Annotated in this window: 23 protein-coding genes and 2 pseudogenes; 16 read left to right on the top strand and 9 right to left on the bottom strand. The window is 71.0% G+C overall.

All coding sequences use genetic code 11. The features are described 5' to 3' along the window. Positions 1–63 precede the first annotated feature (63 nt). The 12 genes and pseudogenes from FPZ41_RS07025 to FPZ41_RS06970 all read left to right on the top strand — a co-directional run bounded on the left by FPZ41_RS07025 (position 64) and on the right by FPZ41_RS06970 (position 8,992). Positions 64–1,506 (top strand): NAD(P)/FAD-dependent oxidoreductase, encoded by a 1,443-nt coding sequence (locus tag FPZ41_RS07025; protein ID WP_322619910.1) that lies wholly within the window; start codon positions 64–66, stop codon positions 1,504–1,506. Continuing rightward, positions 1,503–3,350: a transketolase gene (locus tag FPZ41_RS07020; protein WP_152860186.1), complete on the top strand. Its 1,848-nt coding sequence runs from the start codon at positions 1,503–1,505 to the stop codon at positions 3,348–3,350. The genes FPZ41_RS07025 and FPZ41_RS07020 overlap by 4 nt, the downstream gene beginning before the upstream one ends. 120 nt (positions 3,351–3,470) lie before the next feature. Then, positions 3,471–3,794: a gas vesicle protein GvpO gene (locus FPZ41_RS07015; RefSeq protein ID WP_152860184.1), complete on the top strand. Its 324-nt coding sequence runs from the start codon at positions 3,471–3,473 to the stop codon at positions 3,792–3,794. A 121-nt stretch (positions 3,795–3,915) separates the two neighbouring features. Continuing rightward, positions 3,916–4,344 (top strand): gas vesicle structural protein GvpA, encoded by a 429-nt coding sequence (locus tag FPZ41_RS07010; protein ID WP_152860182.1) that lies wholly within the window; start codon positions 3,916–3,918, stop codon positions 4,342–4,344. Next, positions 4,341–5,096 (top strand): GvpL/GvpF family gas vesicle protein, encoded by a 756-nt coding sequence (locus FPZ41_RS07005; RefSeq protein WP_322619909.1) that lies wholly within the window; start codon positions 4,341–4,343, stop codon positions 5,094–5,096. The genes FPZ41_RS07010 and FPZ41_RS07005 overlap by 4 nt, the downstream gene beginning before the upstream one ends. 33 nt (positions 5,097–5,129) lie before the next feature. After that, positions 5,130–5,381: pseudogene (locus FPZ41_RS07000) on the top strand (gas vesicle protein GvpG); the annotation flags it as partial. A gap of 71 nt (positions 5,382–5,452) precedes the next feature. Continuing rightward, positions 5,453–6,166 carry a DNA primase gene (locus tag FPZ41_RS06995; RefSeq protein WP_152860178.1) on the top strand — a complete coding sequence of 238 codons (714 nt, stop codon included), beginning with the start codon at positions 5,453–5,455 and terminating at the stop codon, positions 6,164–6,166. Further along, on the top strand, positions 6,163–7,251 hold the full coding sequence (locus FPZ41_RS06990; RefSeq protein ID WP_152860176.1) for an SRPBCC family protein: 1,089 nt from the start codon (positions 6,163–6,165) through the stop codon (positions 7,249–7,251). Before FPZ41_RS06995 ends, FPZ41_RS06990 begins: the two co-directional genes overlap by 4 nt. Beyond that, entirely contained in the window at positions 7,248–7,667 is a 420-nt protein-coding gene (gene gvpJ / locus FPZ41_RS06985; RefSeq protein WP_152860174.1) for a gas vesicle protein, read from the top strand. The genes FPZ41_RS06990 and gvpJ overlap by 4 nt, the downstream gene beginning before the upstream one ends. Beyond that, the gene (locus tag FPZ41_RS06980) at positions 7,667–8,524 is read left to right on the top strand and encodes a GvpL/GvpF family gas vesicle protein (protein ID WP_152860172.1); all 858 of its coding nucleotides are present in this window, start codon (positions 7,667–7,669) and stop codon (positions 8,522–8,524) included. Before gvpJ ends, FPZ41_RS06980 begins: the two co-directional genes overlap by 1 nt. Further along, on the top strand, positions 8,521–8,709 hold the full coding sequence (locus FPZ41_RS06975; RefSeq protein WP_131559857.1) for a gas vesicle protein: 189 nt from the start codon (positions 8,521–8,523) through the stop codon (positions 8,707–8,709). Before FPZ41_RS06980 ends, FPZ41_RS06975 begins: the two co-directional genes overlap by 4 nt. Position 8,710: 1 nt before the next feature. Continuing rightward, positions 8,711–8,992: a gas vesicle protein K gene (locus FPZ41_RS06970; protein WP_131559859.1), complete on the top strand. Its 282-nt coding sequence runs from the start codon at positions 8,711–8,713 to the stop codon at positions 8,990–8,992. 35 nt (positions 8,993–9,027) lie between these two features. Here the strand turns inward: FPZ41_RS06970 and FPZ41_RS06965 are convergent, their stop codons facing one another. The 3 genes from FPZ41_RS06965 to FPZ41_RS06955 form a co-directional block, all read right to left on the bottom strand. Beyond that, positions 9,028–9,198 carry a hydrophobic protein gene (locus FPZ41_RS06965; RefSeq protein ID WP_152860228.1) on the bottom strand — a complete coding sequence of 57 codons (171 nt, stop codon included), beginning with the start codon at positions 9,196–9,198 and terminating at the stop codon, positions 9,028–9,030. A 75-nt stretch (positions 9,199–9,273) separates the two neighbouring features. After that, positions 9,274–10,125, bottom strand: coding sequence for a class I SAM-dependent methyltransferase (locus FPZ41_RS06960; protein ID WP_152860170.1), 852 nt, complete (start codon positions 10,123–10,125; stop codon positions 9,274–9,276). 121 nt (positions 10,126–10,246) lie between these two features. Then, on the bottom strand, positions 10,247–11,782 hold the full coding sequence (locus FPZ41_RS06955; RefSeq protein ID WP_152860169.1) for a bifunctional phosphatase PAP2/diacylglycerol kinase family protein: 1,536 nt from the start codon (positions 11,780–11,782) through the stop codon (positions 10,247–10,249). A gap of 119 nt (positions 11,783–11,901) precedes the next feature. Here FPZ41_RS06955 and FPZ41_RS06950 point away from each other — a divergent pair, with 119 nt between their 5' ends. Then, on the top strand, positions 11,902–13,521 hold the full coding sequence (locus FPZ41_RS06950; protein WP_152860167.1) for an ATP-binding cassette domain-containing protein: 1,620 nt from the start codon (positions 11,902–11,904) through the stop codon (positions 13,519–13,521). 96 nt (positions 13,522–13,617) lie between these two features. Here the strand turns inward: FPZ41_RS06950 and FPZ41_RS06945 are convergent, their stop codons facing one another. Beyond that, positions 13,618–14,772 carry a baeRF2 domain-containing protein gene (locus FPZ41_RS06945; protein WP_152860165.1) on the bottom strand — a complete coding sequence of 385 codons (1,155 nt, stop codon included), beginning with the start codon at positions 14,770–14,772 and terminating at the stop codon, positions 13,618–13,620. 13 nt (positions 14,773–14,785) lie between these two features. On the opposite strand from FPZ41_RS06945, the gene FPZ41_RS06940 reads away from it, so the two are divergent. From FPZ41_RS06940 to FPZ41_RS06930, 3 genes and pseudogenes are all read left to right on the top strand, one after another. Then, a complete protein-coding gene (locus FPZ41_RS06940; RefSeq protein WP_131559889.1) occupies positions 14,786–15,091 on the top strand; it encodes a DUF6158 family protein in 306 nt (101 codons plus the stop codon). Next, positions 15,088–15,675, top strand: coding sequence for a TIGR03086 family metal-binding protein (locus FPZ41_RS06935; RefSeq protein WP_152860163.1), 588 nt, complete (start codon positions 15,088–15,090; stop codon positions 15,673–15,675). Before FPZ41_RS06940 ends, FPZ41_RS06935 begins: the two co-directional genes overlap by 4 nt. A 543-nt stretch (positions 15,676–16,218) precedes the next feature. Continuing rightward, positions 16,219–17,922, top strand: a pseudogene (locus FPZ41_RS06930) (glycoside hydrolase family 9 protein); the annotation flags it as partial. A 90-nt stretch (positions 17,923–18,012) separates the two neighbouring features. On the opposite strand, the gene FPZ41_RS06925 reads toward FPZ41_RS06930, so the two are convergent. The 5 genes from FPZ41_RS06925 to FPZ41_RS06905 form a co-directional block, all read right to left on the bottom strand. Then, entirely contained in the window at positions 18,013–20,166 is a 2,154-nt protein-coding gene (locus FPZ41_RS06925; RefSeq protein ID WP_152860161.1) for a catalase, read from the bottom strand. Further along, positions 20,166–20,714, bottom strand: a complete 549-nt coding sequence (locus FPZ41_RS06920; RefSeq protein ID WP_152860159.1) for a type 1 glutamine amidotransferase domain-containing protein — start codon at positions 20,712–20,714, stop codon at positions 20,166–20,168. Before FPZ41_RS06920 ends, FPZ41_RS06925 begins: the two co-directional genes overlap by 1 nt. 175 nt (positions 20,715–20,889) lie before the next feature. After that, positions 20,890–21,288 carry a DUF2795 domain-containing protein gene (locus FPZ41_RS06915; RefSeq protein ID WP_152860157.1) on the bottom strand — a complete coding sequence of 133 codons (399 nt, stop codon included), beginning with the start codon at positions 21,286–21,288 and terminating at the stop codon, positions 20,890–20,892. Positions 21,289–21,384: 96 nt separating this feature from the next. Then, positions 21,385–23,163 (bottom strand): acyltransferase, encoded by a 1,779-nt coding sequence (locus tag FPZ41_RS06910; protein WP_152860155.1) that lies wholly within the window; start codon positions 23,161–23,163, stop codon positions 21,385–21,387. 544 nt (positions 23,164–23,707) lie between these two features. Further along, the gene (locus FPZ41_RS06905; RefSeq protein WP_152860153.1) at positions 23,708–24,016 is read right to left on the bottom strand and encodes a hypothetical protein; all 309 of its coding nucleotides are present in this window, start codon (positions 24,014–24,016) and stop codon (positions 23,708–23,710) included. Between the last annotated feature and the right edge of the window lie 119 nt (positions 24,017–24,135).

The following is a 24,135-nucleotide window of genomic DNA, read 5'->3' as shown; positions in this document are numbered from 1 at the left end:
CGTTTGGGCACCCTGCCCAGGGGGACGCGGTAGGCCCGAACGCGACCTCGCAGGAGGCGAACCGTGAGTCGACCCCGCATCGTGATCGTCGGTGCCGGCTTCGCCGGGTACCGGACGGCCCGCACCCTGTCGCGGCTGACCCGGAACAAGGCCGACATCACCCTGCTCAACCCGACGGACTACTTCCTGTACCTGCCCCTGCTGCCCCAGGTCGCCGCCGGACTCCTGGAGCCGCGCCGGGTCAGCATCTCCCTCACCGGCACCCTGCCGAACGTACGTCTGGTACTCGGCGAGGCCGACGGCATCGATCTCGACGCGCACACCGTGCACTACACGGACCCGGAGAGCGACGGGGGCACGCTGGAGTACGACCGGCTCGTGCTCGCCGTCGGCAGCGTCAACAAGCTGTTGCCCATCCCCGGGGTCGCCGAGAACGCGCATGGTTTCCGGGGGATGCCCGAGGCGTTGTACCTGCGTGACCACGTGACCCGGCAGATGGAACTCGCCGCCGCGTCGCACGACCCCAAGAGCTGTGCCGCGCGGTGCACCTTCGTGGTCGTCGGCGCGGGCTACACGGGCACGGAGGTCGCCGCGCACGGGCAGTTGTACACCGATTCGCTGGTGCGCAAGCAGCCCCTCCGGGAGGGCATGAGGCCGCGCTGGATGCTGATCGACATCGCGTCGCGCGTGCTGCCCGAACTGGACGAACGGCTCTCCCGCACCGCCGACCGCGTGCTGCGCGAGCGGGGCGTGGACGTGCGGACCGAGACGTCCGTGAAGGAGGCCACACCCACCGGAGTACGGCTCAGCGACGGCGAGTTCGTCGACACACGCACACTCGTGTGGTGCGTCGGCGTCCGGCCCGATCCGTTCGTCGAGCGCATCGGGCGGCCCCTGGAGCGCGGGCGGCTGCTCGTCGACCCGTACCTCCAGGTCCCGGGTCACCCCGACGTGTTCGCCTGTGGGGACGCGGCCGCCGTGCCGGACCTGGAAAACCCGGGCCAGTACACGGCGATGACGGCCCAGCACGCCTGGCGTCAGGGCAAGGTCGCGGCCCACAACGTCCTCGCCTCCCTCGGCAAGGGTGAACGGCGCGCCTATCGCCACCGAGACATGGGCTTCACCGTCGACCTCGGCGGTGCGAAGGCCGCGGCCAACCCCCTCGGCATCCCGCTCTCCGGACCGCTCGCCGACGCCGTCACCCGCGGCTACCACCTCGCCGCCATGCCCGGCAACCGCGTCCGTGTCGCCGCGGACTGGCTCCTGGACGCCGTACTGCCGCGTCAGGCCGTCCAGTTGGGGCTCGTACGGTCCTGGTCGGTGCCCCTGGACACGGCCTCGCCGGAGCTGGCGCGGGTTCCGGGAGCACAGGAGCCCTCCGGACGCGAACGGGACCGGGACCGGGAAGCGCCCGGGAAGCCCGGCCAGGAGGTGTCCCCACCCCCGGACGGGCCCGGGCCGGTGCGGGTATCGGAGCAGCAGTCAGAGACGGAGAAGAACTCATGAAGACCCGTCAGCTCACTGAGTACGCACAGCAGTTGCGCGTCGACAGCGTCCGCGCCTCGGCCGCCGCGCACTCGGGTCACCCCACCTCCTCCATGTCGGCCGCCGATCTCATGGCCGTCCTGCTCGCCCGCCACTTCCGCTACGACTTCGACCGCCCGCAGCACTCCGCCAACGACCGTTTCGTCCTCTCCAAGGGCCATGCCTCCCCGCTGCTGTACGCCGCGTACAAGGCGGTGGGCGCCATCAACGAGACCGAGTTGATGACCTTCCGCAAGCTCGGCAGCCGGCTCGAAGGGCACCCGACCCCGCAGCGTCTGCCGTGGGTGGAGACCGCCACCGGCTCGCTCGGTCAGGGGCTGCCCGTGGGCGTCGGCATCGCGCTGGCCGGCAAGCGGCTCGACCGCACCGGCTACCGCGTGTGGGTGCTGTGCGGCGACAGCGAGCTCGCGGAGGGCTCCATCTGGGAGGCCGCCGAGCACGCCGGGTACGAGCACCTCGACAACCTCGTCGCGATCGTCGACGTCAACCGGCTCGGCCAGCGCGGGCCCACCCGGCACGGGCACGACCTCCACGCGTACACCCGCCGCTTCCGGGCCTTCGACTGGCACACCATCGAGATCGACGGCCATGACGTGGACGCGATCGACCGGGCGTACGGCGAGGCCCTCTCCACCCGTGGCCAGCCCACCGTGATCCTCGCCCGCACCCTCAAGGGCAAGGGTGTCGAGTCCGTCCAGGACCGCGAGGGACTGCACGGCAAGCCGCTGCCGGACCCCGAGGAGGCCATCGCGGAGCTCGGCGGCGTCCGGGATCTCCACATTGAGGTCCAGCCACCGCCGGTCGCCAGGATGCTGCACGCCGTGCGGACGGGCCACCTCGACCTGCCGCGCTACGAGCTCGGCGAGGAGGTCGCGACCCGTGACGCCTACGGAAGCGCCCTCACCGCCCTCGGCACGGCCCGCGGCGACATCGTCGCCCTGGACGGCGAGGTCAGCGACTCCACGCGCTCCGAGTACTTCGCCAAGGAACACCCCGACCGCTTCTTCGAGTGCTACATCGCCGAGCAGCAGATGGTCGCCGCCGCCGTCGGGTTCGCGGCGCGCGGCTGGGTGCCGTACGCGTCCACGTTCGCCGCGTTCTTCACCCGCGCCCACGACTTCCTGCGCATGGCCTCGGTCAGCGGCGCCGGAATCAACCTCGTCGGCTCGCACGCGGGCGTCGCCATCGGCCAGGACGGGCCCTCCCAGATGGGCCTGGAGGACCTCGCGATGTTCCGCGCGCTCCACGGCTCGAGCGTGCTGTATCCGTGCGACGCCAACCAGACGGCCAAGCTGATCGGCGCGATGGCGGGCCAGGAGGGCATCCGCTACCTGCGCACGTCCCGCGGGGCGAGCCCTGTGATCTACAGCCCGACCGAGGAGTTCCCCATCGGCGGCAGCAAGGTGCTGAAGGCCGGCGACCACGACCGGCTCACGCTCGTCGCGGCCGGGGTCACCGTCCACGAGGCGCTCGCCGCGGCCGAGGCACTGGAGGGCGAGGGCATCGGGATACGGGTGATCGACCTGTACTCGGTCAAGCCCGTCGACCGCCGCACCCTGCGCGAGGCCGCCGAACGCACCGGTTGCCTGATGACCGTCGAGGACCACCATCCGGAGGGCGGCATCGGCGACGCGGTGCTGGACGCGTTCCTGGACGGGCGCCCGGTGCCGCGCCTGGTACGACTCGCCGTGCGGAACATGCCGGGCTCGGCCACGCCCGCCGAGCAACTGCACGCCGCGGGCATCGACGCCGAGTCGATCGCGGCGGCGGCCCGGCTGCTGGTGGAGCATGCCGTGGTGCTCTGACCAGGCATGTAGTGGCTGACGGCCGTACGGCAGGACCGTGGGTGCGAACGCGGACTTTCGCAGGGCCAGGTGTGGAGGTTTGGTCACCCTTCGCGGGGCCACTCGGGGAACGAGGTGGCCATGGCGAACGCATCGAACTCACCGAACACCCCGAAGTCACAGGGTGCGCGTCAGCCCAGCCCTGTGGAGGTGCTGCGTCAGGCCCGCGCCCAGCTCGCGGAGCTGACCGGCATGGCGCCCGAGTCCGTGACGTCCTTCGAGCAGAGCGAGGACGGCTGGACGCTGGAGATCGAGGTCCTGGAGCTGGCCCGGGTCCCCGACACGATGAGCCTGATCGCGAGCTACCAGGTCGAGCTCGACCCGGACGGGGAGCTGACGGGGTACCGGCGAGTCCGGCGCTACGAACGCGGGAGGGCGGACCCGCACCGGCAGGGCGGTCGATAGGCCGCCGTCCCGCACAGCTTCGACGAGACAAGGACGGGACAAGCAGGACGGGCGAGGTGAACAAGGCAAGCGCGATAAGCAAGGCAAGTGAGACAGGCGAGACAAGGAAGGAACGGTCGTCATGACCGTGGTCCCGGCACAGCAGGCAGGCGGCGGAGGCGGCTCCACGGGCCTCTACGACGTTGTGGAGCTCATTCTCGACAGGGGGCTGGTCATCGACGCCTTCATTCGGGTCTCCCTCGTCGGGATCGAGATCCTCAAGATCGACATCCGGGTCGTGGTCGCCAGCGTCGACACGTATCTGCGCTTCGCCGAGGCGTGCAACCGGCTCGACCTGGAGGCCGGGCCGCACAAGACCCCTGGCCTGCCGGACATCGTCGGTGAGGTCACCGAGTCCGGAGCGCGCGGCAAGTCCAAGGGGGCGTTGTCCGGTGCCGCCGAGACCGTCTCGGACGCGTTCAGGCAGGCCCGCAAGGAGGGCCATGCGGAACCGCGGCCGCGTGCCCGCAACGCCACGAGCTCGCGCAAGAAGGAGGTGGAGCAGGAGTGAGCACCTATGTCTACGGCATCGCCGCGAGCTCGCATCCCGCGCTCCCCAAGGACATGGGCGGAGTCGGCGATCCGGCGCGGCTCGTGCGCGTGCTGACGGAAGGCGAGCTGGAGGCCATCGTCAGCGACGCCCCCGAGGGGCTGCGCCCCAAGCGCAACGACCTGCTCGCCCACCAGCACGTGCTGAGCGAGGCGGGCGCCTCGGGCGCCGTGCTGCCCATGCGGTTCGGCAGCGTCGCCCCGGACGACGCGGCCGTGACGGGTGTGCTGGCCGAGCGTGCCGAGCACTACCTGGAGCGGCTTCGGGCTCTGGACGGCAGGGCCGAGTACAACGTCAAGGCCAGCCACAACGAGGAAGCCGTGCTGCACCGGGTGATGGCCGAGAGCCCCGAGATCCGGGCTCTGGCCGAGGCCAACCGGCAGGGGGGCGGCGGAAGTTACGAGCAGCGGATGCAACTCGGCGAGATGGTGGCGGCCGCGGTGCAGAGACAGGAAGCCGAGGACGCGGTGGACCTGCGGCACGCGCTGGAGCCCGCCGCCGAAGCGGTGAGTGCGGGCCCCGAGTCCACCGGTTGGCTGGCCAATGTGTCGTTCCTCGTGGACCACGGGGCGGCCGAGGTCTTCCTCGCGGCCGTGGAGGACGTCCGCAAGAGCCATCCGCACCTCGACGTGCGGGTGAACGGGCCGCTGCCGCCGTACAGCTTCGTGGAACCGGGGCCGTCGGAGCCCGCGGAAGCCCGGCCCCCGGTGTGAGCACGATGAGGCACAGTCAGGTGAGGTGCGGTCATGGGACTGATCAGTGAGGTGCTGCTGCTGCCGTTCGCACCGGTCCGCGGCAGCCTCCGGGTGGTGAAGCAGGTACTGGACGAGGCCGAGCGCCAGTACTACGACCCGGCTGCTGTCCGTGCCGAACTCGCCCGGCTTGAGCAGTTGCTCGACGCGGGTGAGATCGATGAGGACGAGTTCGACCGGCTGGAGGACGAACTCCTGGACCGGCTGGAGATCGCTCTGAACTGGAGCGCGGTAACGGGCGGAGGAGCCGTCGGAGGAACTGGCGGAGGAACGGGTGGAGGAACCGGCGGGGGCACGACAGGCGAGGGGACGACAGGATGAATCGCGTGGGACTGGGCCTCGCCGTCGGGGCCGGATACGTCCTCGGACGGACGAAGAAGATGAAGCTCGCGTTCGCGCTCGGCACCCTCGTGGCCGGCAAGCGGATGCACCTGAGCCCCCGGGCGCTCGCGGATCTGGCGTCCCAGCAGTTGCAGAACAATCCGCAGCTCAAGGAGATCAGTGATCAGCTCCGCGAGGACGCGCGCGGTGCGGGCCAGGCGGCCACCGGCGCCTTGCTCGAACGGCAGATCGACGGACTCGCCGACCGGCTGCACGGACGGACGGCGCAGGTACGCGAGCAACTCGCGGAGGTGACCCCGGACGTGCCCGGCGCCGACGCCGAGGAGGAGCGGGACGAGACCGAGGAGGCCGAGGAAGAGCCTCGCGAGCGGGACGAGCGGGACGGGCGGGACGAGGGGGAGGCGCCGGACGCATACGAGGGGCTGGAGGAAGAGTCCGAGGGGGAGCGCGAGGAGGAGCCGTCGGCCAGGAAGGGCGCGGCGAGGACAGGCACGGCCAGGAAAGCCGCGGCCAGGAAGTCGGCCAAGACATCGGCCGTGAGGAAGGCCCCGGCGAAGAAGCCGGCTGCGAAAAAGGCTGCGGGCCGCAGGACCACCGCGCAGAAGGGGTCGGCCAAGAGGACGGCCGCCGCTCAGGCGGCCCCGCGCAAGGACACACGGGAGGCGCGTGAGAGGAGGCGGGGACGATGACTGACACCGTCGGTTCGGTGACCGGGCGGGCGAAGGGCGCTGCCGACTCGGTCGGGGACGGGGCGAAGGAGACCCCGCTCGCAGCTCTGGCCCACAGCCCTGCCGTCGACCACCTCAAGGCCGAGGCCCAGGACTATCTGGCCGCCCAGACCCAACGTCTGCTCGTGGGCGCCGGGCGCAGGCTCGGGCAGGCGACCGTGAAGCTCAACGACATCGCCGAGGGCAACAGCCCTGGTCTCGGCAAGCTCGCCCTCGACGGCGGCCGGAAGCTCGTCGAGGGCAAGGGGCCGCTGCGCGCCGCCCTGGAGATGGGCGCCGGCCGGGCCAAGGACAACGTGGTCGGTGCCCTGAAGAACCTGGGCGGCGGCAAGGGCAAGGGAAAGGGCAGGGCCGGCCACAAACCCACGGTCATCATCGAGTCCATCGACGTCGGTGTACCGGTGCGCACGGCCTACGACCAGTGGACCCAGTACCAGACCTTCAGCACCTTCGCCAAGGGAGTGAAGAGCGCACGGCGCGACGACGACACGCACTCCGACTGGCAGCTCAAGGTCCTGTGGTCCAACCGCAGCTGGAAGGCCCACACCACCGAGCAGGTGCCCGACGACCGGATCTCGTGGGTGTCGGAGGGTGCGAAGGGCACCACGAAGGGCGTGGTCTCCTTCCACCGCCTCGGCGAGAACCTCACCCGCGTCCTGCTGGTGATCGAGTACTACCCGTCGGGGTTCTTCGAGAAGACCGGCAACATCTGGCGTGCCCAGGGCCGCCGGGCCCGGCTCGACCTCAAGAACTTCGCCCGCTTCATCACACTGCGCGGCGAGGCGGAGGACGGCTGGCGCGGCGAGATCCGCGACGGCGACGTCGTCCGCAGCCACGAGGACGCGGTGGCGGAGGAGGAGGGGGAGGAGGACGAGGAGCCCGAGGAGTATGAGGAGGGCGAGGAGTACGAGGGCGGCGAGGAGGCCCCCGAGGACGAGGCTCCCGAGAGCGAGGCACCTGAAGACGCCGCTGAGGAGGAGCCCGAGGAGGAGTACGAGGAAGAAGAGGACGAGGACCGGGCCACTGTGAGCGGGAGTCGGCGATGACGTTCCCCAGCCGGGCCCCGGAACCGTACGGCCAGGGTGGTGGAAGTGCCAACCTGGCCGACATACTCGAACGTGTGCTCGACAAGGGGCTGGTGATCGCGGGAGACATCCGCATCAACCTGCTCGACATCGAACTGCTCACCATCAAGCTGCGCCTCATCGTCGCCTCCGTGGACAAGGCGAAGGAGATGGGCATCGACTGGTGGGAGACCGATCCGATGCTGTCCTCCCGGGCGCGCCGCGAGGAACTCACCCGCGAGAACGCCGAGTTGCGCGCCCGGATCGCCGCACTCGACGAGGGGCGTCCGGAGAGTGAGGCGTTGCTCGATGGCCGTGGCCGCTCCCGGGCTGAACCGTCACTGGAGCAGAGCGAGAGCGAGCGTGAGCGGAGCCGGCCGCGGGAGGAGGAGTCCTGATGACCGGACTGCGGTACGTCTACGCCGTGTGCCGCCCCTTCGGCGGTGCACTGAAGGCGCAGCTGACCGGGGTCGCGGGCGCGCCTCCGAAGCTCCTGCCCCACCATGATCTGATCGCCGTCGTCAGCGAGGTGCCGGAGCGGGACTTCGCCGAGGGCCCCCTCAAGGCGCACCTGGAGGACCTGGACTGGCTGGCCGCCACCGCCCGTGGCCACCAGGGCGTGATCGACGCACTCACCGCGGTCACCACGCCCCTGCCGCTCCGGCTCGGCACCGTCTTCCGGGACGACAGCGGTGTCCGCGTCATGATGGAGGCTCGCGAGGACGCCTTCCGGCGGAGCCTGGACCGGCTGGAGGGCCGGGTGGAGTGGGGCGTCAAGGTCTACCTCGACGCCGAGGCCGCCGAGGCCGCACGGGCCGCCGAGGCCGACCGCCCGCAGGAGAGAGCCGCGTCCGGGCGTGACTACCTACGACAGCGGCGCATGCGCAGCAGGTCCCACGAGGAAATGTGGCAGAAGGCCGAGGCGTTCTCCAGCCGGCTGCACGAAACCCTTTCCGGCCGTGCCGAGGATTTCCGGTTGCACCCGCCACAGAACCCCACGCTTTCCGGATCCGCAGGCCGGAACGTACTGAACGCCGCTTATCTGGTCCCGCGCGGAAGTTCCGAGGAATTCGTGGAAGCCGTGGACCGTACGAAGGACGACGCCCCCGGACTGCGCGTCGAACTCACCGGCCCCTGGGCCGCCTACTCGTTCACCGAGGAGCACGAGAAGGCGGAGGAGCACGAGAAGGCGGAGGAGCATGAGAAGGCGGAGGAGACCGCGAAGTCCGAGGAGCCCGAGGAGGAGGACGCGTGACCGTCGTCGAACGCCGTGAGATCGCCCTCGTCGACCTGCTCGACCGGCTGCTCGCGGGCGGGGTCGTCATCACCGGCGACCTCACCCTGCGCATCGCGGACGTCGACCTCGTCCGCATCGACCTCAACGCGCTCATCAGCTCGGTGAACAAGCAGGTCCCCGCACCCTGGGGGGAGTTGGAGTGAAGTGACCGGCAGGAACCGCCTCGACCTCGAACCCGACACGGTGGAGCGCGATCTCGTGAAACTCGTCCTGACCGTCGTCGAACTGCTCCGTCAGCTCATGGAACGGCAGGCCGTGCGCCGGTTCGACACGGGTGAGCTGACCGAGGAACAGGAGGAGCGCATCGGGCTCACCCTGATGCTGCTGGAGGACCGCATGGGCGAGCTGCGCGACCGTTACGGCCTGCGGCCCGAGGACCTGAACCTGGACCTCGGACCGCTCGGACCACTGCTTCCGAGGAACTGACGCCCCCAGGGAACTGAGCTGAGCCGCTACCAGCACTACCAGCGGTACCAGTGACCCCGGCCGCCCGTGGCGCTCGTGCCGCGCATGAGGAAACCCAGCAGCCAGATCACGAAAACAATGAGGGCCAGCCACCAGAGTGCCTTCACGGCGAATCCGACGCCGAAGAGAATCAGGGCCAGAAGCAGAACGAGCAGGACGGCTACCATTCCGACCACCTCCTGCTTTTCGAGTGACCCGGATTCCCGGGATCAGGCCTCAGCAGGCGGAGTCACTTCCGGCCCTCAGGTCCGCCGGCCGTCCGGCTGGTCCGGCCGTCCGGCCTTCCGGCACAGAATCTCCCCGTGCAGAACGGAGAACCAGCCGTCCTCCTGCCGCCCCCATTCCCGCCACGCCTCGGACACCGCCCCGAGCTCCTCCGGCGTGGCGTGGCCGCTCTCCGTGGCGCGTTCGGCGTAGGCGGAGGCCAGGGTCCGGTCCGCCCACAGCCCGCTCCACCAGGCCCGCTCCTCGGCCGTGGAGAACGTCCAGGTGGTGGACGTGGTGGTGATGTCGGTGAGACCGGCCCGAAGTGCCCAGGACCGCAGCCGCCGCCCCGCGTCGGGTTCGCCGCCGTTGGCGCGGGCGACCCTCCGGTACAGGTCCAGCCAGTCCTCCAGGCCCGGCGACAGCGGGAACCAGGCCATCGCCGCGTAGTCCGCGTCCCGGACCGCGACGTACCCGCCCGGCTTGGTCACCCGGACCATCTCGCGCAGGGCCCGCACCGGATCGCCCACGTGCTGGAGCACCTGGTGGGCGTGGACCACGCAGAAGGTGTCGTCCGGGTAGTCCAGGGCATGCACGTCCGCCACCGCGAAGTCGACGTTCGTCAGGCCCCGCTCGGCGGCCGTGGCCCGCGCCTGGTCCAGGATGCCCGGCGCGCGGTCCACGCCGGTGACATGCCCGTCCGGGACCAGCTCGGCCAGGTCCGCGGTGATCGTGCCCGGGCCGCAGCCGATGTCCAGGACCCTCATATGGGGGCGGAGCGAGCCGAGGAGGTAGGCCGCCGAGTTGGCGGCCGTCCGCCAGGTGTGCGAGCGCAGCACGGACTCGTGGTGTCCGTGCGTGTAGACGGCGGTCTCCCGCGGCTTCGACATGACCGGTCCCCTCGTCGCGTACGGACCCCATGGAGCTCGTCGCTCCGCGGGGCAGTACTGAGCACCGTACGCCCGCATGTCGAATATTGAGACCCTCGTCTTGCTATGTGGGCGACGCGCGTCAGCTGTCGGTGCACCGTGGCTGGTAGACCGTCAGTGCCTCCGGGAGCTTGCTCAGCGTCAAGTCGCCCGAGATTTCGGTGACTTCATCGTCGTAGGCGAGGAGGGTGCCCGGGGCGATGCGGTCCAGGTGCAGGCGGGGGACGCGTATCGCGGCGTGGAGCGGGGACCGTGTGAGCGGGCCCGTCGCGGCGGCGGCGAGCAGGCGCAGCGCCGGGTGGCCGTCGCCGTGCACCACGCGGACGTCGAGCAGCCCGTCGGCGAGGTCGTGGCGGCGCCCGGGGACGGGGCCCGTGCGGTGGTATGTGCCGTTGCCGGCGAACAGCAGCCACAGCGGGCGCGTCCGGTCCTGGAACCTGGCCTGCAGCGGGTGGTGGTCCCCGCGCAGGACGCGCGCCGCGCCGAGCACGTCGGCCGGCCGGCCGCCGATCAGCCGCGACCAGCGTTCGCGGTCTCGTGCCAGCTGCGGATAGACGCCGAGACTGCACATGCTGAGGAACACGCCCTCCGTGTCACCGGAGGAGAACCGCCCCACGTCCACGCGGACCGCATCCCCGTCGCGCACCGCCCGGGCGAGCTCCCGTACGTCCTCGACACCCAGGTCCCGCGCGCAGTGGTCGCGCGTGCCGCCGGGGAGGACGGCGAGGGGGAGGCCGTGCCGCAGGGCCACCTCCGCCGCCGCGTTCACCGCGCCGTCGCCGCCGCACACGCCGAGCACCCGGGCGCGCGTGGCCGCCTTCTCCAACTCGGTCCGCACGTCGTCCGGTTCGCACTCCACGGCCTCGGCGCGGGGCAGGGCGTCCAGCAGTGCGCCCACGCGGTCCATGGTCGCCGTGCCCCCGCCCGCCACCACGACCAGGCCCTCGCCGTCGGGCAGGGCGGGAGCCATGGGGGTACCTCCCTCGTCGAGCGGAGTCGAGAGCTTGGGGGAGTGCGGACGGCCGGGCGGCGGGAGCAGCTCGCGGGTCGGCGCGAGGCCGCGTACGGCGTAGGCGGCGCCCACGCCGAGGGCGGCGCCCACCAGGACGTCGCTCGGGAAGTGGACGCCCGTGTACACGCGGGACAGCGCGACCGCGGCCGCGACCGGCGCGACGGCCGCACCCCAGCCGCGGGACTCCAGGGCGACACCCGTCGCGAACGCCGCCGCGGACGCCGAGTGCCCCGACGGGAACGACGTGGTGATCGGCTGCCGCTTGAGGTGCCGGACCAAGGGGACGTTGTCGAGGAGCGGACGGGGGCGGCGGACCGAACGCTTGCCGATGGTGTTGATTGTCGCCGAGGCGAGGGCGAGCGACGCCAGACCCCGGGTGGCCGCCCGGCGGGCCCTCGGGCTCCGGGTCGCGGCGAGGGCCGCCGCCGTGGCGAACCACAGCACCCCGTGGTTCGCGGCGCGGCTCAGCCGGGGCAGTACGGGGCCGGCCCCCGGCCAGTGACGGGCCGCCACCGCCTCGAACAGACGGGTGTCCGCTGCCAGGAAACGGTCCCGGAGGATGTGGTGCCCCGGGGGGCGGACGGTGAGATCGACATCTGGGCTCATGGGGCACGGGTACCCCAGGGCAGCCACCTCGTGTCAAGTCGGAGTCGCCCCGGCAGCGGCCGCGCACCCCTCGAAAAGCGCTTGCCCGGTGGTACGGGCGGCTCGGACAATGCCTGCTCATGGGACATCTGGAAGCCGCGCACCTGGAGTACCACCTCCCCGACGGGAGGACGCTGCTCGGCGATGTGTCGTTCCGGGTCGGCGAAGGGGCCGTCGTCGCCCTCGTCGGGCCCAACGGCGCCGGGAAGACCACGCTGCTGCGGCTGCTCTCGGGCGAGTTGAAGCCCCACGGCGGGAGCGTGGGGGTGAGCGGCGGGCTGGGTGTGATGCGGCAGTTCGTGGGGTCCGTGCGGGACGAGACGACCGTCCGGGACCTGCTCGTGTCCGTGGCGCCGCCGCGCGTCCGGGAGGCGGCCCGGGTCGTCGACGCCGCCGAGCACGCCATCATGACCGTGGACGACGAGGCCTCCCAGCTCCAGTACGCGCAGGCCCTCGCCGACTGGGCCGAGGCGCGCGGATACGAGGCGGAGACGCTCTGGGACATCTGCACCACGGCGGCGCTCGGCGTGCCGTACGAGAAGGCGCAGTGGCGGCAGGTGAGCACCCTGTCCGGAGGGGAGCAGAAACGGCTCGTGCTGGAGGCCCTGCTGCGCGGTACCGACGAGGTGCTGCTCCTCGACGAGCCCGACAACTATCTCGACGTCCCCGGCAAGCGCTGGCTGGAGGAGCGGCTGAAGGAGACCCGCAAGACCGTGCTCTTCGTCTCGCACGACCGGGAGCTGCTGGCCCGTGCCGCCGAGAAGATCGTGAGCGTGGAACCGGGCCCGGCCGGCGCGGACGCATGGGTGCACGGCGGTGGGTTCGCCACGTACCACGAGGCGCGCCGTGAACGCTTCGCGCGGTTCGAGGAGTTGCGCCGCCGCTGGGACGAGAAGCACGCCCAGTTGAAGAAGCTCGTCCTGGCGTTGCGTCAGGCTGCCGAGAACAGCGCCGAACTGGCCTCCCGCTATCGTGCCGCCCAGACCCGGCTGCGCAAGTTCGAGGAGGCCGGACCGCCGCCGGAGCCGCCGCGCGAGCAGGACATCAGGATGCGGCTCAAGGGCGGCCGCACCGGCGTGCGGGCCGTCACCTGTGCGCGGCTCGAGCTCACCGGGCTGATGAAACCGTTCGACCTGGAGGTCTTCTACGGCGAACGCGTCGCGGTCCTCGGCTCCAACGGCTCCGGCAAGTCGCACTTCCTGCGCCTGCTCGCGGGCGACGGCGTGGCGCACACGGGGGAGTGGAAGCTGGGCGCCCGTGTCGTGCCCGGCCACTTCGCGCAGACCCACTCCCACCCCGAGCTGCTGGGGCGCACCCTGCTCGACATCCTGTGGAAGGAGCACGCCCAGGACCGTGGCGCCGCCATGTCCCGGCTGCGCCGCTACGAGCTGACGGGCCAGGCCGAGCAGCGTTTCGACCGCCTCTCCGGCGGCCAGCAGGCCCGCTTCCAGATCCTTCTCCTGGAGCTGGAGGGTGCCACCGCGCTGCTGCTGGACGAGCCGACGGACAACCTGGACCTGGAGTCCGCCGAGGCCCTCCAGGAAGGCCTGGAGGCCTTCGAGGGCACGGTCCTCGCGGTCACCCACGACCGCTGGTTCGCTCGTTCGTTCGATCGCTATCTCGTCTTCGGCTCCGACGGCCGCGTGCGCGAGACATCCGAGCCGGTGTGGGACGAGCGGAGGGTGGACCGCGTCAGATAAGCCCTGAGCAAGGCCCCTGAGCAAGGCCATGATCAAGACCCTGAGCAAGCCTTGATCAGGGCCTTCGACGGCAGCAGCGGGTCAGGCAACAGCGGGTCACGTCCAGCGCAGCAGCGCCCCCAGTCCACCCGCGGGCGCCTTCCCTGCCGCGGCGGCCGTCAGCGAGAGTGCCGGGGCGTCCGTCGCGACCGCGGAGCGCAGCAGGGCGTCGTCCGCACGGGACGCCCACGAGCGCTGATCGCCCGGCGTCCTCAGGTCCGTGCGCCGGACCGCCAGCTGGTCCGGCGCCTCGCCGATCCACACCTCGCGGTGCGCGTCGGGCCCGGCCGGGCGGACCAGCAGCTCGTCGATACGATGCTCCCGGGCCGCCTCCACCAGCGCGGGCACGCCCTCCACGGCGGCCGTACGCCCCTCGGCGTCCGGGGACCGCGCCGCCAGGAACCGCGCCAGCTCCGCCGCGGCCCGCCGGTGCACGTGCTCGGCCCGCGCCCGCTCCACGTCCTCGTCCAGCAGCCGGCTGCCGGTGCCCTGCCGGGTCTCCACCACGAGGTCGTGCAGCCGCTGCGGAAGCCGCTCCCGCACGGCGTGCCGCTCGCGCACCTCGCCGACGAGAACCAACAGGTCGGCCCGGGTCTCCTCCTGGCACACGGCGAGCGCGTCGGCGATCTCCGCCGCGTTGTGCTCCCAGGTGTTCTCCACCCGCAGCTGGAAGTGCCGCCCGGGGTCCCCCCACGCCCCTGACGCAGTGGGGGACAACCGGCGGTGGCCGGGCCCCGCACGCAGTGCGGGCAGGAGTACGGGCCACTGCCGGCCGACCACCGCCCCCACGTCCTGGCTGCCCCGCGAGCCCCGCAGCTCGAACTCGGCGCCCCGCCGGTCCACGTACGCCACCACGCACACCGCGTCCTCTCCGGCCAGCTCCAGCAGTGGGGTGGTGCGCGGCAACGGAGCCCAGTGCGCCGAGGTACCCGGCGGCGCGTGCGCGAGCGGCGGATCCAGCACCACCTCGCCCGACCTGGCGAAGAAGGCCCGGCCGTGCGGCTCGGAGGAGTGGCGCAGCTCGTCCACCGCCCGGTGCACGGCCGCACGGGTCGGCTCGTCGGCACCCTGGGCGGCGAGCTCCCGGGAGACGGCCGCGGCCACCAGGGAACGCTCGTGAGGAGTGGACTCCGTGTGCGAGGACGTGTCGACATAGACAGAGGCCCAGGGCCCCGGATGTTCGTAGAGTGGATGCAGAAAGGCGAGATCCATGGCTCCCTCCCGGATGCCACTCGGGTACCGCTTGCCGGGCGGGTACCCGGACGGCACCGAAGGACACGACGAGTGGGGTACCACCATGAACGGAGTCGACCCGGTCCGGCTGGACGACCAGCAGCTGATGAAAGAGCTGGAGACGATCCACCGCACACGCCATGACACGCTGCTGTACGGATCGAACGACGCGCTGCGCGCCCACAACATGCGCATGGCGCAGCTGGAGGGCGAGTACCTGCGCCGCAATCCCCGCCGCCCGGTGGCAGCCGGACGCACGCGTCAGGGCGCGCGGTGCCGGAAACTCGCCGAGTCATGACCGGCGCGGCCGAAAGGAACCCGCTGCTCACCCGGCTGCAGGAGGCCCTCGACCTGTTCGGCGCCCTCGCCCACACCGTCCGTGACGACCAGTGGGAGGCGGGCACGCCCTGCGCCGAGTGGACGGTGCGCGATCTCGTCAACCATCTCGTCTCCGAGCAGCTGTGGGCGCCGCCGCTGGTCCTCCACGGCTGCATGATCGAGGAGGTCGGCGACACCTTCGACGGCGACATGCTCGGCTCCGACCCGGCGGCCTCCTGGGACACGGCGGCCCGCGCCACCCACGAGGCGTTCACCGCGCCGGGCGCGCTCGACCGCACCGTCCACCTCTCGCACGGCGACACCCCGGCCGCCAACTACTGTGGACAGATGGTCGCCGATCTCGTCGTCCACAGCTGGGACCTGTCGCGCGCCATCGGAGCCGACGAGCGGCTGCCGGACGACCTGCTGCAGTTCGCGGTGCGCGAAGTGACGCCGTACGCGGCCGAGTTGGCGAAGAGCGGACAGTTCGCGGAGCCGGTGGAACCCCCGCTCGGCTCGGACGTGCAGACGAAGCTGCTGTGCCTGCTCGGGCGGCGGCCCTAGGGTCCGTCCGGCGTAGCGCCCTCCTCCGTCTCTCCGTGGTCTGACCGCGTCCCTCCCGCGTGCGGTCCGGCGGTCATGCACCACCCCCTGTCATTACACGTTTGCAAAGAGTGGCTGTCTGTCACTCCGAAGATCGCTCCGTACCCGTTCTGACGGGTGCCCCCCAGGCGCGTACCTCAATTGAGGTACGCGCTTTTCGTTCAATTGAAGGTTCTCAACTTCGCTCACGCGTACGGCGATTACGACCAGGTTCCGCTCCTACAGTCGGTGCGGCGGTTGGAAGACCGCGGATTTCCTGCCCCCCACCTCGGAAGGAACCTCCTGGTGCCTCGCCCGCTCCCCCGTATGGCCCATGTGCTGGACCGGCTGAACAGTGGCGGACGCCGCAAGCTGGCGGTCGCGACCGTCGCCGGTGTCGTGGTCGGCGCTGTCGCCGTCCCCACCATTGCCGACGGTTTCGACTCGAAATCCGGTTCGGCCGCCGCTGCCGTCGCGCCGCAGCTGTCCAAGCCGGCCGCATCCAAGACCGGCCCCGCCCCGACCGTGCAGGTGAACCAGGTCGGGTACCAGACCGAGAGCCCCAAGAAGGGCACGGTCGTGACCAAGGCCAAGACGCCGCTGTCCTGGTCCCTCAAGGACGCGGGCGGCAAGGAGGTGGCCAAGGGTATGACCGTGCCCGCCGGTGTCGACCCGTCCTCGGGCGAGAACGTCCACACGTTCGACTTCAGCAAGGTCACCAAGAGCGGTAAGGGCTACACCGTCACCATCGCCGGCCAGAAGAGCGCGCCCTTCGCCATCGACGACAACGTCTACTCGCAGCTGCGCACCGATTCGCTCGCGTACTTCTACCAGAACCGAAGCGGTATCAAGATCGACGCCGGCCTCGTCGGCAAGGAGTACGCCCGCCCCGCCGGCCACGTCGACGGTGCGGCCTCCAGCGACCAGAAGGTCCCCTGCCAGCCGATGGGCTGCGACTACACCCTGGACGTCAGCGGCGGCTGGTACGACGCGGGTGACTACGGCAAGTACGTCGTCAACGGAGGTATCTCCGTCGCCCAGCTGATGTCCTCCTACGAGCGCACCCTGCACACCAAGGGCGCCGACGGCAAGGCCCTCGGCGATGGCCGGCTCCTCGTGCCCGAGCACGGCAATAAGGTGCCGGACATCCTCGACGAGGCGCGCTGGGAGATGGACTTCCTGCTGAAGATGCAGGTGCCCAAGGGCCAGAAGCTCGCGGGCATGGCCCACCACAAGATCCACGACGCCCAGTGGTCCGAACTGCCGCTGCGGGCCGACAAGAGCGCCGGCAAGCGCGAGCTGCACGCCCCGTCCACCGCTGCCACCCTCAACCTGGCCGCCACCGCCGCCCAGGCCGCGCGCCTCTTCGAGCCGTACGACGCGAAGTTCGCCGCCAAGTCCCTTCAGGCGGCGCGCGCCGCCTGGGACGCCGCGAAGGCCAACCCGAAGATGTTCGCCGACCCGGGCGACGCCACCGGCGGCGGTGCCTACAGCGACTACGACGTCAAGGACGAGTTCTACTGGGCCGCGGCCGAGCTGTTCATCACGACCGGCGACAAGGAGTACCGCGAGGCCGTCCTGGACTCCCCCCTCCACAACGACAGCAAGGCGCTCTTCCCGAGCACCGGCGTCTCCTGGCAGTCGGTCGGCGGGCTCGGCGCCCTGGATCTGGCCACCGTGCCGAACAAGCTGGGCGAGGCCGAGACCAAGGCCGTGAAGAAGACCGTCACCCAGGCGGCCGACCGCTACGCCGCCGATGCCCGCAAGGCCGCGTTCGGCGTCCCGTACGCCCCCGACGGAGGCCGCTACCAGTGGGGCTCCAACGGTCAGGTGCTGAACAACATGGTCGTCCTCGCCACTGCCGGTGACATCACCGGTGACACCAAGTACCGCGACGCGGTGACGAGTGGCATGGACTACATCCTGGGCCGCAATCCGATGGGCATGTCGTACGTCACCGGCTACGGCGAGCGGTACGCGCACAACCAGCACCACCGCTTCTGGGCCCATCAGAAGGACCCCAAGCTGCCGCAGCCGGCACCCGGCGCCGTGGCGGGTGGTCCGAACTCCTCGCTCGACGACCCGGTCGCCCAGACCAAGCTCAAGGGCTGCGCCCCGGCGAAGTGCTACCTGGACGACATCGAGTCCTTCTCCACGAACGAGATCACCATCAACTGGAACGCCCCGCTGGCGTGGGTGGCCTCGTACCTGGACGACAAGGCGGCCTGACAGACGTCAACCGCGACCAGATGAGAACGGAGGTCCCGGCCGCTCGGCGGCCGGGACCTCCGTTTCGCTGACTCCTGGATTCGCCGGACGTCAGCAGCGCACCGGCGGCCTGTCCCAGTGGCGGTGCTCGCCCACCGCCGCCACGAACGCCCGGAGGAACTCCTCGCTCGGTGTGCCCGGCGCGGTGTCCGTCACCACGCCCCGGTCGGCGACCACATGGTGGAACTCGGCGCACAGCCGCAGCCCCTCGGGCTCCAGCGCCGACACCAGGCCGACGCCCGAACCGAGGGCACCGACCGGCTTACCGTGCCGGTAGGCGCTCCGTACGAACCGCAGGACGTCCGGATCGTCCACATGGGCCGGAGTGCCCGTGGGCCCGCCGGGCAACAGCACCGCGTCGTACAGCACGGACGCCACGGTCGGCAGCGCCCGGTCCACGGCGTACCGCTCGCCGTCCGAACCGAGCACGGTACCGTCCGTGGCGGCGATCGCCTCCACGACCGCCCCCTCGGCGGCCAGCGCGTCGCGCGTGGAGGTCACCTGCTGGGCGTCCACGCCGTCGCTGACGAGCACCGCGATCTGCCGGGTGCGGATCGAGCCGCCGCCGCGCAGCGACGTAAGGCTCAGGGCGGGGGAGACCAGTTTGTGCGCCACCGACTCGTCCCGCGCCGGCTCCGGCACCCCGATGCCGGCCGCCACCTGCGAGGCCAGCTCCGGGTCCACCTTGGCGAGCTCCTCCACCGTGCGGGAGCGGACCGTCCGCGCGTCGACCTTGCCGAGCTCGAAGCGGAACGCCTCCACGATGTGCCGCTTCTCCCAGTCCGCCATGCTGTTCCAGAACATCGCGGGCTGGCTGTGGTGGTCCTGGAAACTCGCGCTGCGCCGCCGGATCTTGGCACCGTCCACGCGTTCCGCGTAGTGGGTGTAGGCGCTCCCGTCGACGCCCGCGTGGGCGGGGCAGCCGCCGCCGAGCGTGTTCGGGAAGTAGTTCGTACCGGAGTGGAGCGCGCTCTGGTGGTACCCGTCGCGCTGGTCGGTGCGTACGGGCGCGACCGGGCGGTTGACCGGCAGCTGGGAGAAGTTGGGACCGCCGAGCCGGATCAGCTGCGTGTCCAGGTAGGAGAAGTTGCGGGCCTGGAGCAGCGGGTCGTTGGTGAAGTCGATGCCCGGGACGACGTTGCCCGTGTGGAACGCCACCTGCTCCGTCTCCGCGAAGAAATTCTCCGGGTTGCGGTCCAGCACCATCCGGCCGATCGGCCGCACCGGCACCTGTTCCTCCGGGATGATCTTCGTGGCGTCGAGCAGGTCGAAGTCGAACGCGAACTCGTCCTCCTCCGGTACGAGTTGGACACCCAGCTCGTACTCCGGGTACTCGCCCGCCTCGATCGCGTTCCACAGGTCCCGCCGGTGGAAGTCCGGGTCCCGGCCCATGCACTCCTGCGCCTCGTCCCACACCATCGAGTGCACGCCCAGCTTCGGCTTCCAGTGGAACTTCACGAACGTGCCGCGCCCCTCGGCGTTCACGAACCGGAAGGTGTGCACGCCGAAGCCCTGCATCATGCGGAAGCTGCGCGGGATCCCCCGGTCCGACATCAGCCACATGATCGCGTGCAGTGTCTCCGGCTGGAGCGACACGAAGTCCCACAGCGTGTCGTGCGCGGACGAGCCCGTGGGAATCTCGTTGTGCGGCTCCTGCTTGATCGCGTGCACGAAGTCGGGAAACTTGATGCCGTCCTGGATGAAGAAGACGGGGACATCGTTACCGACGAGATCGTAATTGCCCTCCGACGTGTAGAACTTGGTCGCGAAGCCGCGCACGTCCCGTACGGTGTCCGCCGAGCCACGCGGCCCCGCCACCGTCGAGAACCGCACGAACACCGGCGTCTGCACCGACGGGTCCTGGAGGAAGGCGGCACGGGTGAACTCCGCGCAGGACTCGTACGGTTCGAAGTAGCCGTACGCGCCCGCGCCCCGCGCGTGCACCACCCGCTCGGGAATCCGCTCATGGTCGAAGTGGGTGAGCTTCTCCCGGAAGTGGAAGTCCTCCATGAGCGTCGGCCCGCGCTCGCCGACGGTCAGCGAGTCGTCGGTGTGGTCGACCTCGACGCCCTGGTCCGTGGTGAGCGGCCCGCCCGCGGGATCGTCCGCCCGGAAGGCCTCGCGCTGCCGTTGCTTCCGGTCGCCCGTGTCCTGGTCGTTCCTCTGGCTGTCCGGCTGTCTGTTGTGCTTCCTGCCGATGTCCATCAGACGGCCTCCTTGGCCTTGGCGAACTGCTCCAGGAACGCCTCACAGAACGCCTTGAGGTCGTCCGGCTTGCGGCTCGTGATCAGCTTGTTCGGGCCGTGGTCGCAGACAACCACCTGCTCGTCGACCCAATTGCCGCCCGCATTGCGGATGTCCGTGCGCAGGCTCGGCCACGAGGTGAGCACACGGCCGCGGACCACGTCCGCCTCGATCAGCGTCCACGGCGCGTGACAGATCGCGGCGACCGGCCGGCCCTGCTCGAAGAAGCCCCGCACGAAGGACACGGCCCGCTCGTTCAGGCGCAGGAAGTCCGGGTTGGCCACCCCGCCCGGCAGGACCAGCCCGCCGAAGGACTCGGCCGCCACCTCGCCCACGACCTCGTCCACGGGGAACCTGTCCGCCTTGTCGAGATGGTGGAAGGCCCGCACATCACCGGGGATCGTCGAGACGAGCACGGGCTTGTGCCCGGCGTCGGTCACGGCCCGCCACGGAACGGTGAGCTCGATCTGCTCGACGCCCGCGGGTGCGGTCAGGAATGCGATACGCATCGTGTTCAACGTCCTTTCCGGTCGGTCGGTACGCCGATGACCCGCCGGTCGCTGGCCACGAGCACGTAGGTCAACGTGCCGACGCCCGCAGTACCCCTGAGAGGGGTGCCTATGCGTGTCAGTGCGTGCCTGCGCGTGCCTGTGCGCCCGGTCGTGTGCCGGCTCCGCGCACTCCTCAGCGCCTCTCCCGGCCGCGTTCCTCGACCCGTACGACCGCTTCCGCGAGTTCGTGCGCCGTGCCGTACCGCGCGTTCCTCGGCAGCCGTTCCAGGGACTCGACGAGGGTGTCCGGCGCGTGCCTGTTGCGCAGGATGCCCATCAGCTCGCGGGGGCGGGCCGGGAACGAGGTACGGCCCAGGATGCGGCCCAGCTCGAAGCGCAGTGTCTCGATGCGGGCCGGTGCTCGGGCCGGCGTCACGGGACCGCCCGCGACCTCCGGGTCGTCGTCGGCGGTCGGCTCCGGGTCGTGCCACTCCTCCGTGCGGGTGGGGTGGCCGGAGCGGAGCAGACCCTTCAGTTCGTGCTTCATCTCGTCGTCGCGGTGGACGCTCAGCCGGTCGCTGCCTCGCTGCATGACTCCCTCCAGATCTTCGGGGGTGGCGACCGCGTACCCGTTGACCGGACGTCGACACCGGGCCCGACGGGTTTACGCGTCCGCCACCGCCACCCGTCACGTCCGGCGGGACGGCTCCGGGCGGTGGACGCCGCGCGGCCGGTAGTCCAGGGCGTCGGAGCGGCCCACGAGATCGGCGAGGAGCCAGATGATCGCCAGCCACATCTCGGTGCCCTGGAGGCCCGGTTCCGGACCCGGACCGCTGGTGCCGGGACCGAAGCCGAAACCCTGGCCGTCCTGCCAGCGGGGGAGCGCGGCGGCGAGTCGGTGTTCGGCCCAGGCGCGGATCTCGGGCGAACGGTAACCGCCGTCCCCGGCGAGCGCCCCGAGCTGCCGGCCGCACAGCCACAGCGGATGGGCGACGTCCAGCACGTTGCAGGCGTTCTCCCGGCCCGCCCCGAAGTGGCGCGGGTCGCGGGCGTGGTCCAGGACCGCGTCCACGACCCGCTCCGGGTGCGGCACCGGCACCCCGAACTGGGCGAAGGACCCGCGGGTCAGGCGGTAGTAGCCGTTGACCACCTGGAGGCGCCCGGCCTCGGGCGAGGGACTGCCCCACATCCCCGTCCACGGGTCGGCCCGGGTCAGCAGCCAGCCGAACAGCGCCTCCAGCGCGCCCGGCTCCCCACCGTCACCCTCGGCATGCCGCAGGTTCCAGTGCGTCGCCGTAGCCCACGCGTCGATCCACGCCCCGGCACCCCACGCCCCGTCCCGCCAGGGCAGCCCCTCCAGCCGTGCGACGAGCTGCCGGGCGGTCATCTCCCGTACGCCGCGCACCGGATGAGGGAACGAGGCGCCCAGCAGATCGAGGGCGTACCCGACGGACAGCACGTGGTACAGCGAGGGCCCCTTGCCGACAGAGCCGTCGGCCTCCGGCACCGGCACCGGCTCGCCGAACTCCGGAACCAGCCCGGTGCCGGCGTCCTGTGGCCCGCCCAGCCGCGCGACATGCTCCTCGGCGGTCAACTCCACCGGTGCCGAGCCCAGCAGCAGGTCCGCGATCTCCACCGCGTCGCAGTGCGCCCGTACGGTGGGCGCCGCGCCGGGCCGGTCGACGTACCGCTCGCCGTCCCAGCAGCGGGCCAGGAGACCGGCGGCCTGGGCACGCGCAGTGTCGGCGAACCGCGCCAGGGCGTCGCCCGCACCCGCCGCCCCACGGGACGGCCGGGCACCCGCCTCACCCCGTCCGCTCGTGTTCCGGCGGTCGCGAAGGGGCCGGGCCGGGTTCCCCGCCGCCACCGTCCACGCCGGCAGGTCCTTCGTGACCACGGCCCCGGCACCGATCACACAGTGGTCACCGATGGTCACCCCGTCCACGACGACCACGTGCGAGCCGATCCACACGTCGTCCCCGACGGTGATGCCCTCGCTGGTGTGCGGCTGCCGGAACACGGGCCGGTCGGGTGCCATGGAGTGGTTGAACCCCAGCAGCGAGGTGTGCGCACCGATCCGCACCCCGTTGCCCAGCGTGACCCTGCCCCGGACGACCGTGAACGGGTTCAGCGTGCAGTCGGTGCCCGTGGTCACGTCCCCGGTGACATAGGCGTGCGCGGCGATGTACGAGTCGTCGCCGAGCCGCAGCCGGTCCGGGAACACCGCCGCGGACCCGGCCACGTAACACCGCTCGCCGATCTCGCAGTCCCCGCCGAGCGACCGCTGCCGCTCGCGCTGCGCGGCCCGCTGCTCGGCGGACGCCTCCTCGGCGAACAGCCAGGGGCAGTGGTCGAGATGCCCGGCGGGCGGTCCTGCAGGCAGCCCGGCAGGCGGTCCTGCAGGCTGTTTCGCAAACGGCCGGCCGGACGGCGCCTGCCTCGGATCAACCAGCTCCAGATCATCCATGGGCCGCACGCTAGGCCCATGAACACCCTGCCGGAAAGGGCTTTCTGCGCGACGCTCCGCCGTTGGCCGGGAGGGGAGTGGGTGGGTGTCGGACGGCAGAGAAGAGTTCAGTCGCCACGCCTTTGACCTGGGGAGTGAACCCTTTTCTGCGCAGTTACGATCGCAGATCTAGGCACTCATTCGTTCAGTGTGCAGCCCTGATCTCGTCGCTACCGCGACGGGGGCTCAACTCTCTCGCAATGATCTCGGGCGAAGTGGAGGGATGTGCGTTCAGCGGACCTGCTCTCCTTTTTGTCAGGCACGTGCAGCGCCCTCACGCTCGATACAAGCGGCGTCGAAGGCGCCCGCGGCAGCGAACGCGCCCCGTCGCCGATGGCGGAGGCGTCAGGGCGCCTTGTTCGAGCCCGTATCTGCCGAGGTTGCCGCATGCCTTTGAACATGGGCCCTGCTGGTGCCAGTGGAGTCCAGGTTTGAGGAGTGGGCTGGGAATGGGGAGGTGACCCAAGGGCGACGCGCCCCCGGAACGGTCTGGACGTGACTGAGGCTATGTATCGGGGTCCCGCAGCCAGCGCGTGACGTGGGACAGCCCGACGGCCCGCCGCTCGTTCTGGTCGGCTGTGTAAAAAGGGTCGGTGACCAATGCCCGCATGACGGGCGCGAGGCGCGTGCTTGCCGCTTTGCGTGCTTTCCGCAGCGGCAAGTAATGGAATCCGTCCTGCAGTCCTACCCAACGTGGGGAGCGCTGCAGCCGCTGTAGCGGTTCCACACGGTTCACCGCTTCCATCGGGTCTTCGGCGAAGACGATCCTGCTCGCAATCTTCAGAAGGGCGGCAAGGAGCAGAGGCTCGTGCACGTCATGCCTCTGCCTCATGTTGAGTTGCCGACCGCGAGATGGATCTGCCTCTGCTGTACGGCAAAAACGCTCAAAGGCTTCATGAAGTTCCAGGTAGCAGTCCTTGCCGACGCGCTGCT

The organism is Streptomyces acidicola (genome assembly GCF_009377235.1).
Classification (GTDB): Bacteria; Actinomycetota; Actinomycetes; order Streptomycetales; family Streptomycetaceae; genus Streptomyces; species Streptomyces acidicola.
Note: the sequence above shows the minus strand (reverse complement) of the source record. Positions and strands in the feature narration are given on the sequence as shown.

Excerpts from the sequence above, each read along its gene's own strand:
- FPZ41_RS06965 (WP_152860228.1), bottom strand. The coding sequence starts at position 9,198 with ATGGTAGCCGTCCTGCTCGTTCTGCTTCTGGCCCTGATTCTCTTCGGC.
- FPZ41_RS07020 (WP_152860186.1), top strand. The coding sequence starts at position 1,503 with ATGAAGACCCGTCAGCTCACTGAGTACGCACAGCAGTTGCGCGTCGAC.
- FPZ41_RS06915 (WP_152860157.1), bottom strand. The coding sequence starts at position 21,288 with ATGCAGCGAGGCAGCGACCGGCTGAGCGTCCACCGCGACGACGAGATG.
- FPZ41_RS06955 (WP_152860169.1), bottom strand. The coding sequence starts at position 11,782 with ATGAGCCCAGATGTCGATCTCACCGTCCGCCCCCCGGGGCACCACATC.
- gvpJ (WP_152860174.1), top strand. The coding sequence starts at position 7,248 with ATGACGTTCCCCAGCCGGGCCCCGGAACCGTACGGCCAGGGTGGTGGA.
- FPZ41_RS06935 (WP_152860163.1), top strand. The coding sequence starts at position 15,088 with ATGACCGGCGCGGCCGAAAGGAACCCGCTGCTCACCCGGCTGCAGGAG.
- FPZ41_RS06950 (WP_152860167.1), top strand. The coding sequence starts at position 11,902 with ATGGGACATCTGGAAGCCGCGCACCTGGAGTACCACCTCCCCGACGGG.
- FPZ41_RS06980 (WP_152860172.1), top strand. The coding sequence starts at position 7,667 with ATGACCGGACTGCGGTACGTCTACGCCGTGTGCCGCCCCTTCGGCGGT.
- FPZ41_RS06910 (WP_152860155.1), bottom strand. The coding sequence starts at position 23,163 with ATGGATGATCTGGAGCTGGTTGATCCGAGGCAGGCGCCGTCCGGCCGG.
- FPZ41_RS06990 (WP_152860176.1), top strand. The coding sequence starts at position 6,163 with ATGACTGACACCGTCGGTTCGGTGACCGGGCGGGCGAAGGGCGCTGCC.
- FPZ41_RS06920 (WP_152860159.1), bottom strand. The coding sequence starts at position 20,714 with ATGCGTATCGCATTCCTGACCGCACCCGCGGGCGTCGAGCAGATCGAG.
- FPZ41_RS07010 (WP_152860182.1), top strand. The coding sequence starts at position 3,916 with ATGACCGTGGTCCCGGCACAGCAGGCAGGCGGCGGAGGCGGCTCCACG.
- FPZ41_RS06940 (WP_131559889.1), top strand. The coding sequence starts at position 14,786 with ATGCCACTCGGGTACCGCTTGCCGGGCGGGTACCCGGACGGCACCGAA.
- FPZ41_RS07015 (WP_152860184.1), top strand. The coding sequence starts at position 3,471 with ATGGCGAACGCATCGAACTCACCGAACACCCCGAAGTCACAGGGTGCG.
- FPZ41_RS06995 (WP_152860178.1), top strand. The coding sequence starts at position 5,453 with ATGAATCGCGTGGGACTGGGCCTCGCCGTCGGGGCCGGATACGTCCTC.
- FPZ41_RS06945 (WP_152860165.1), bottom strand. The coding sequence starts at position 14,772 with ATGGATCTCGCCTTTCTGCATCCACTCTACGAACATCCGGGGCCCTGG.
- FPZ41_RS06925 (WP_152860161.1), bottom strand. The coding sequence starts at position 20,166 with ATGGACATCGGCAGGAAGCACAACAGACAGCCGGACAGCCAGAGGAAC.
- FPZ41_RS06960 (WP_152860170.1), bottom strand. The coding sequence starts at position 10,125 with ATGTCGAAGCCGCGGGAGACCGCCGTCTACACGCACGGACACCACGAG.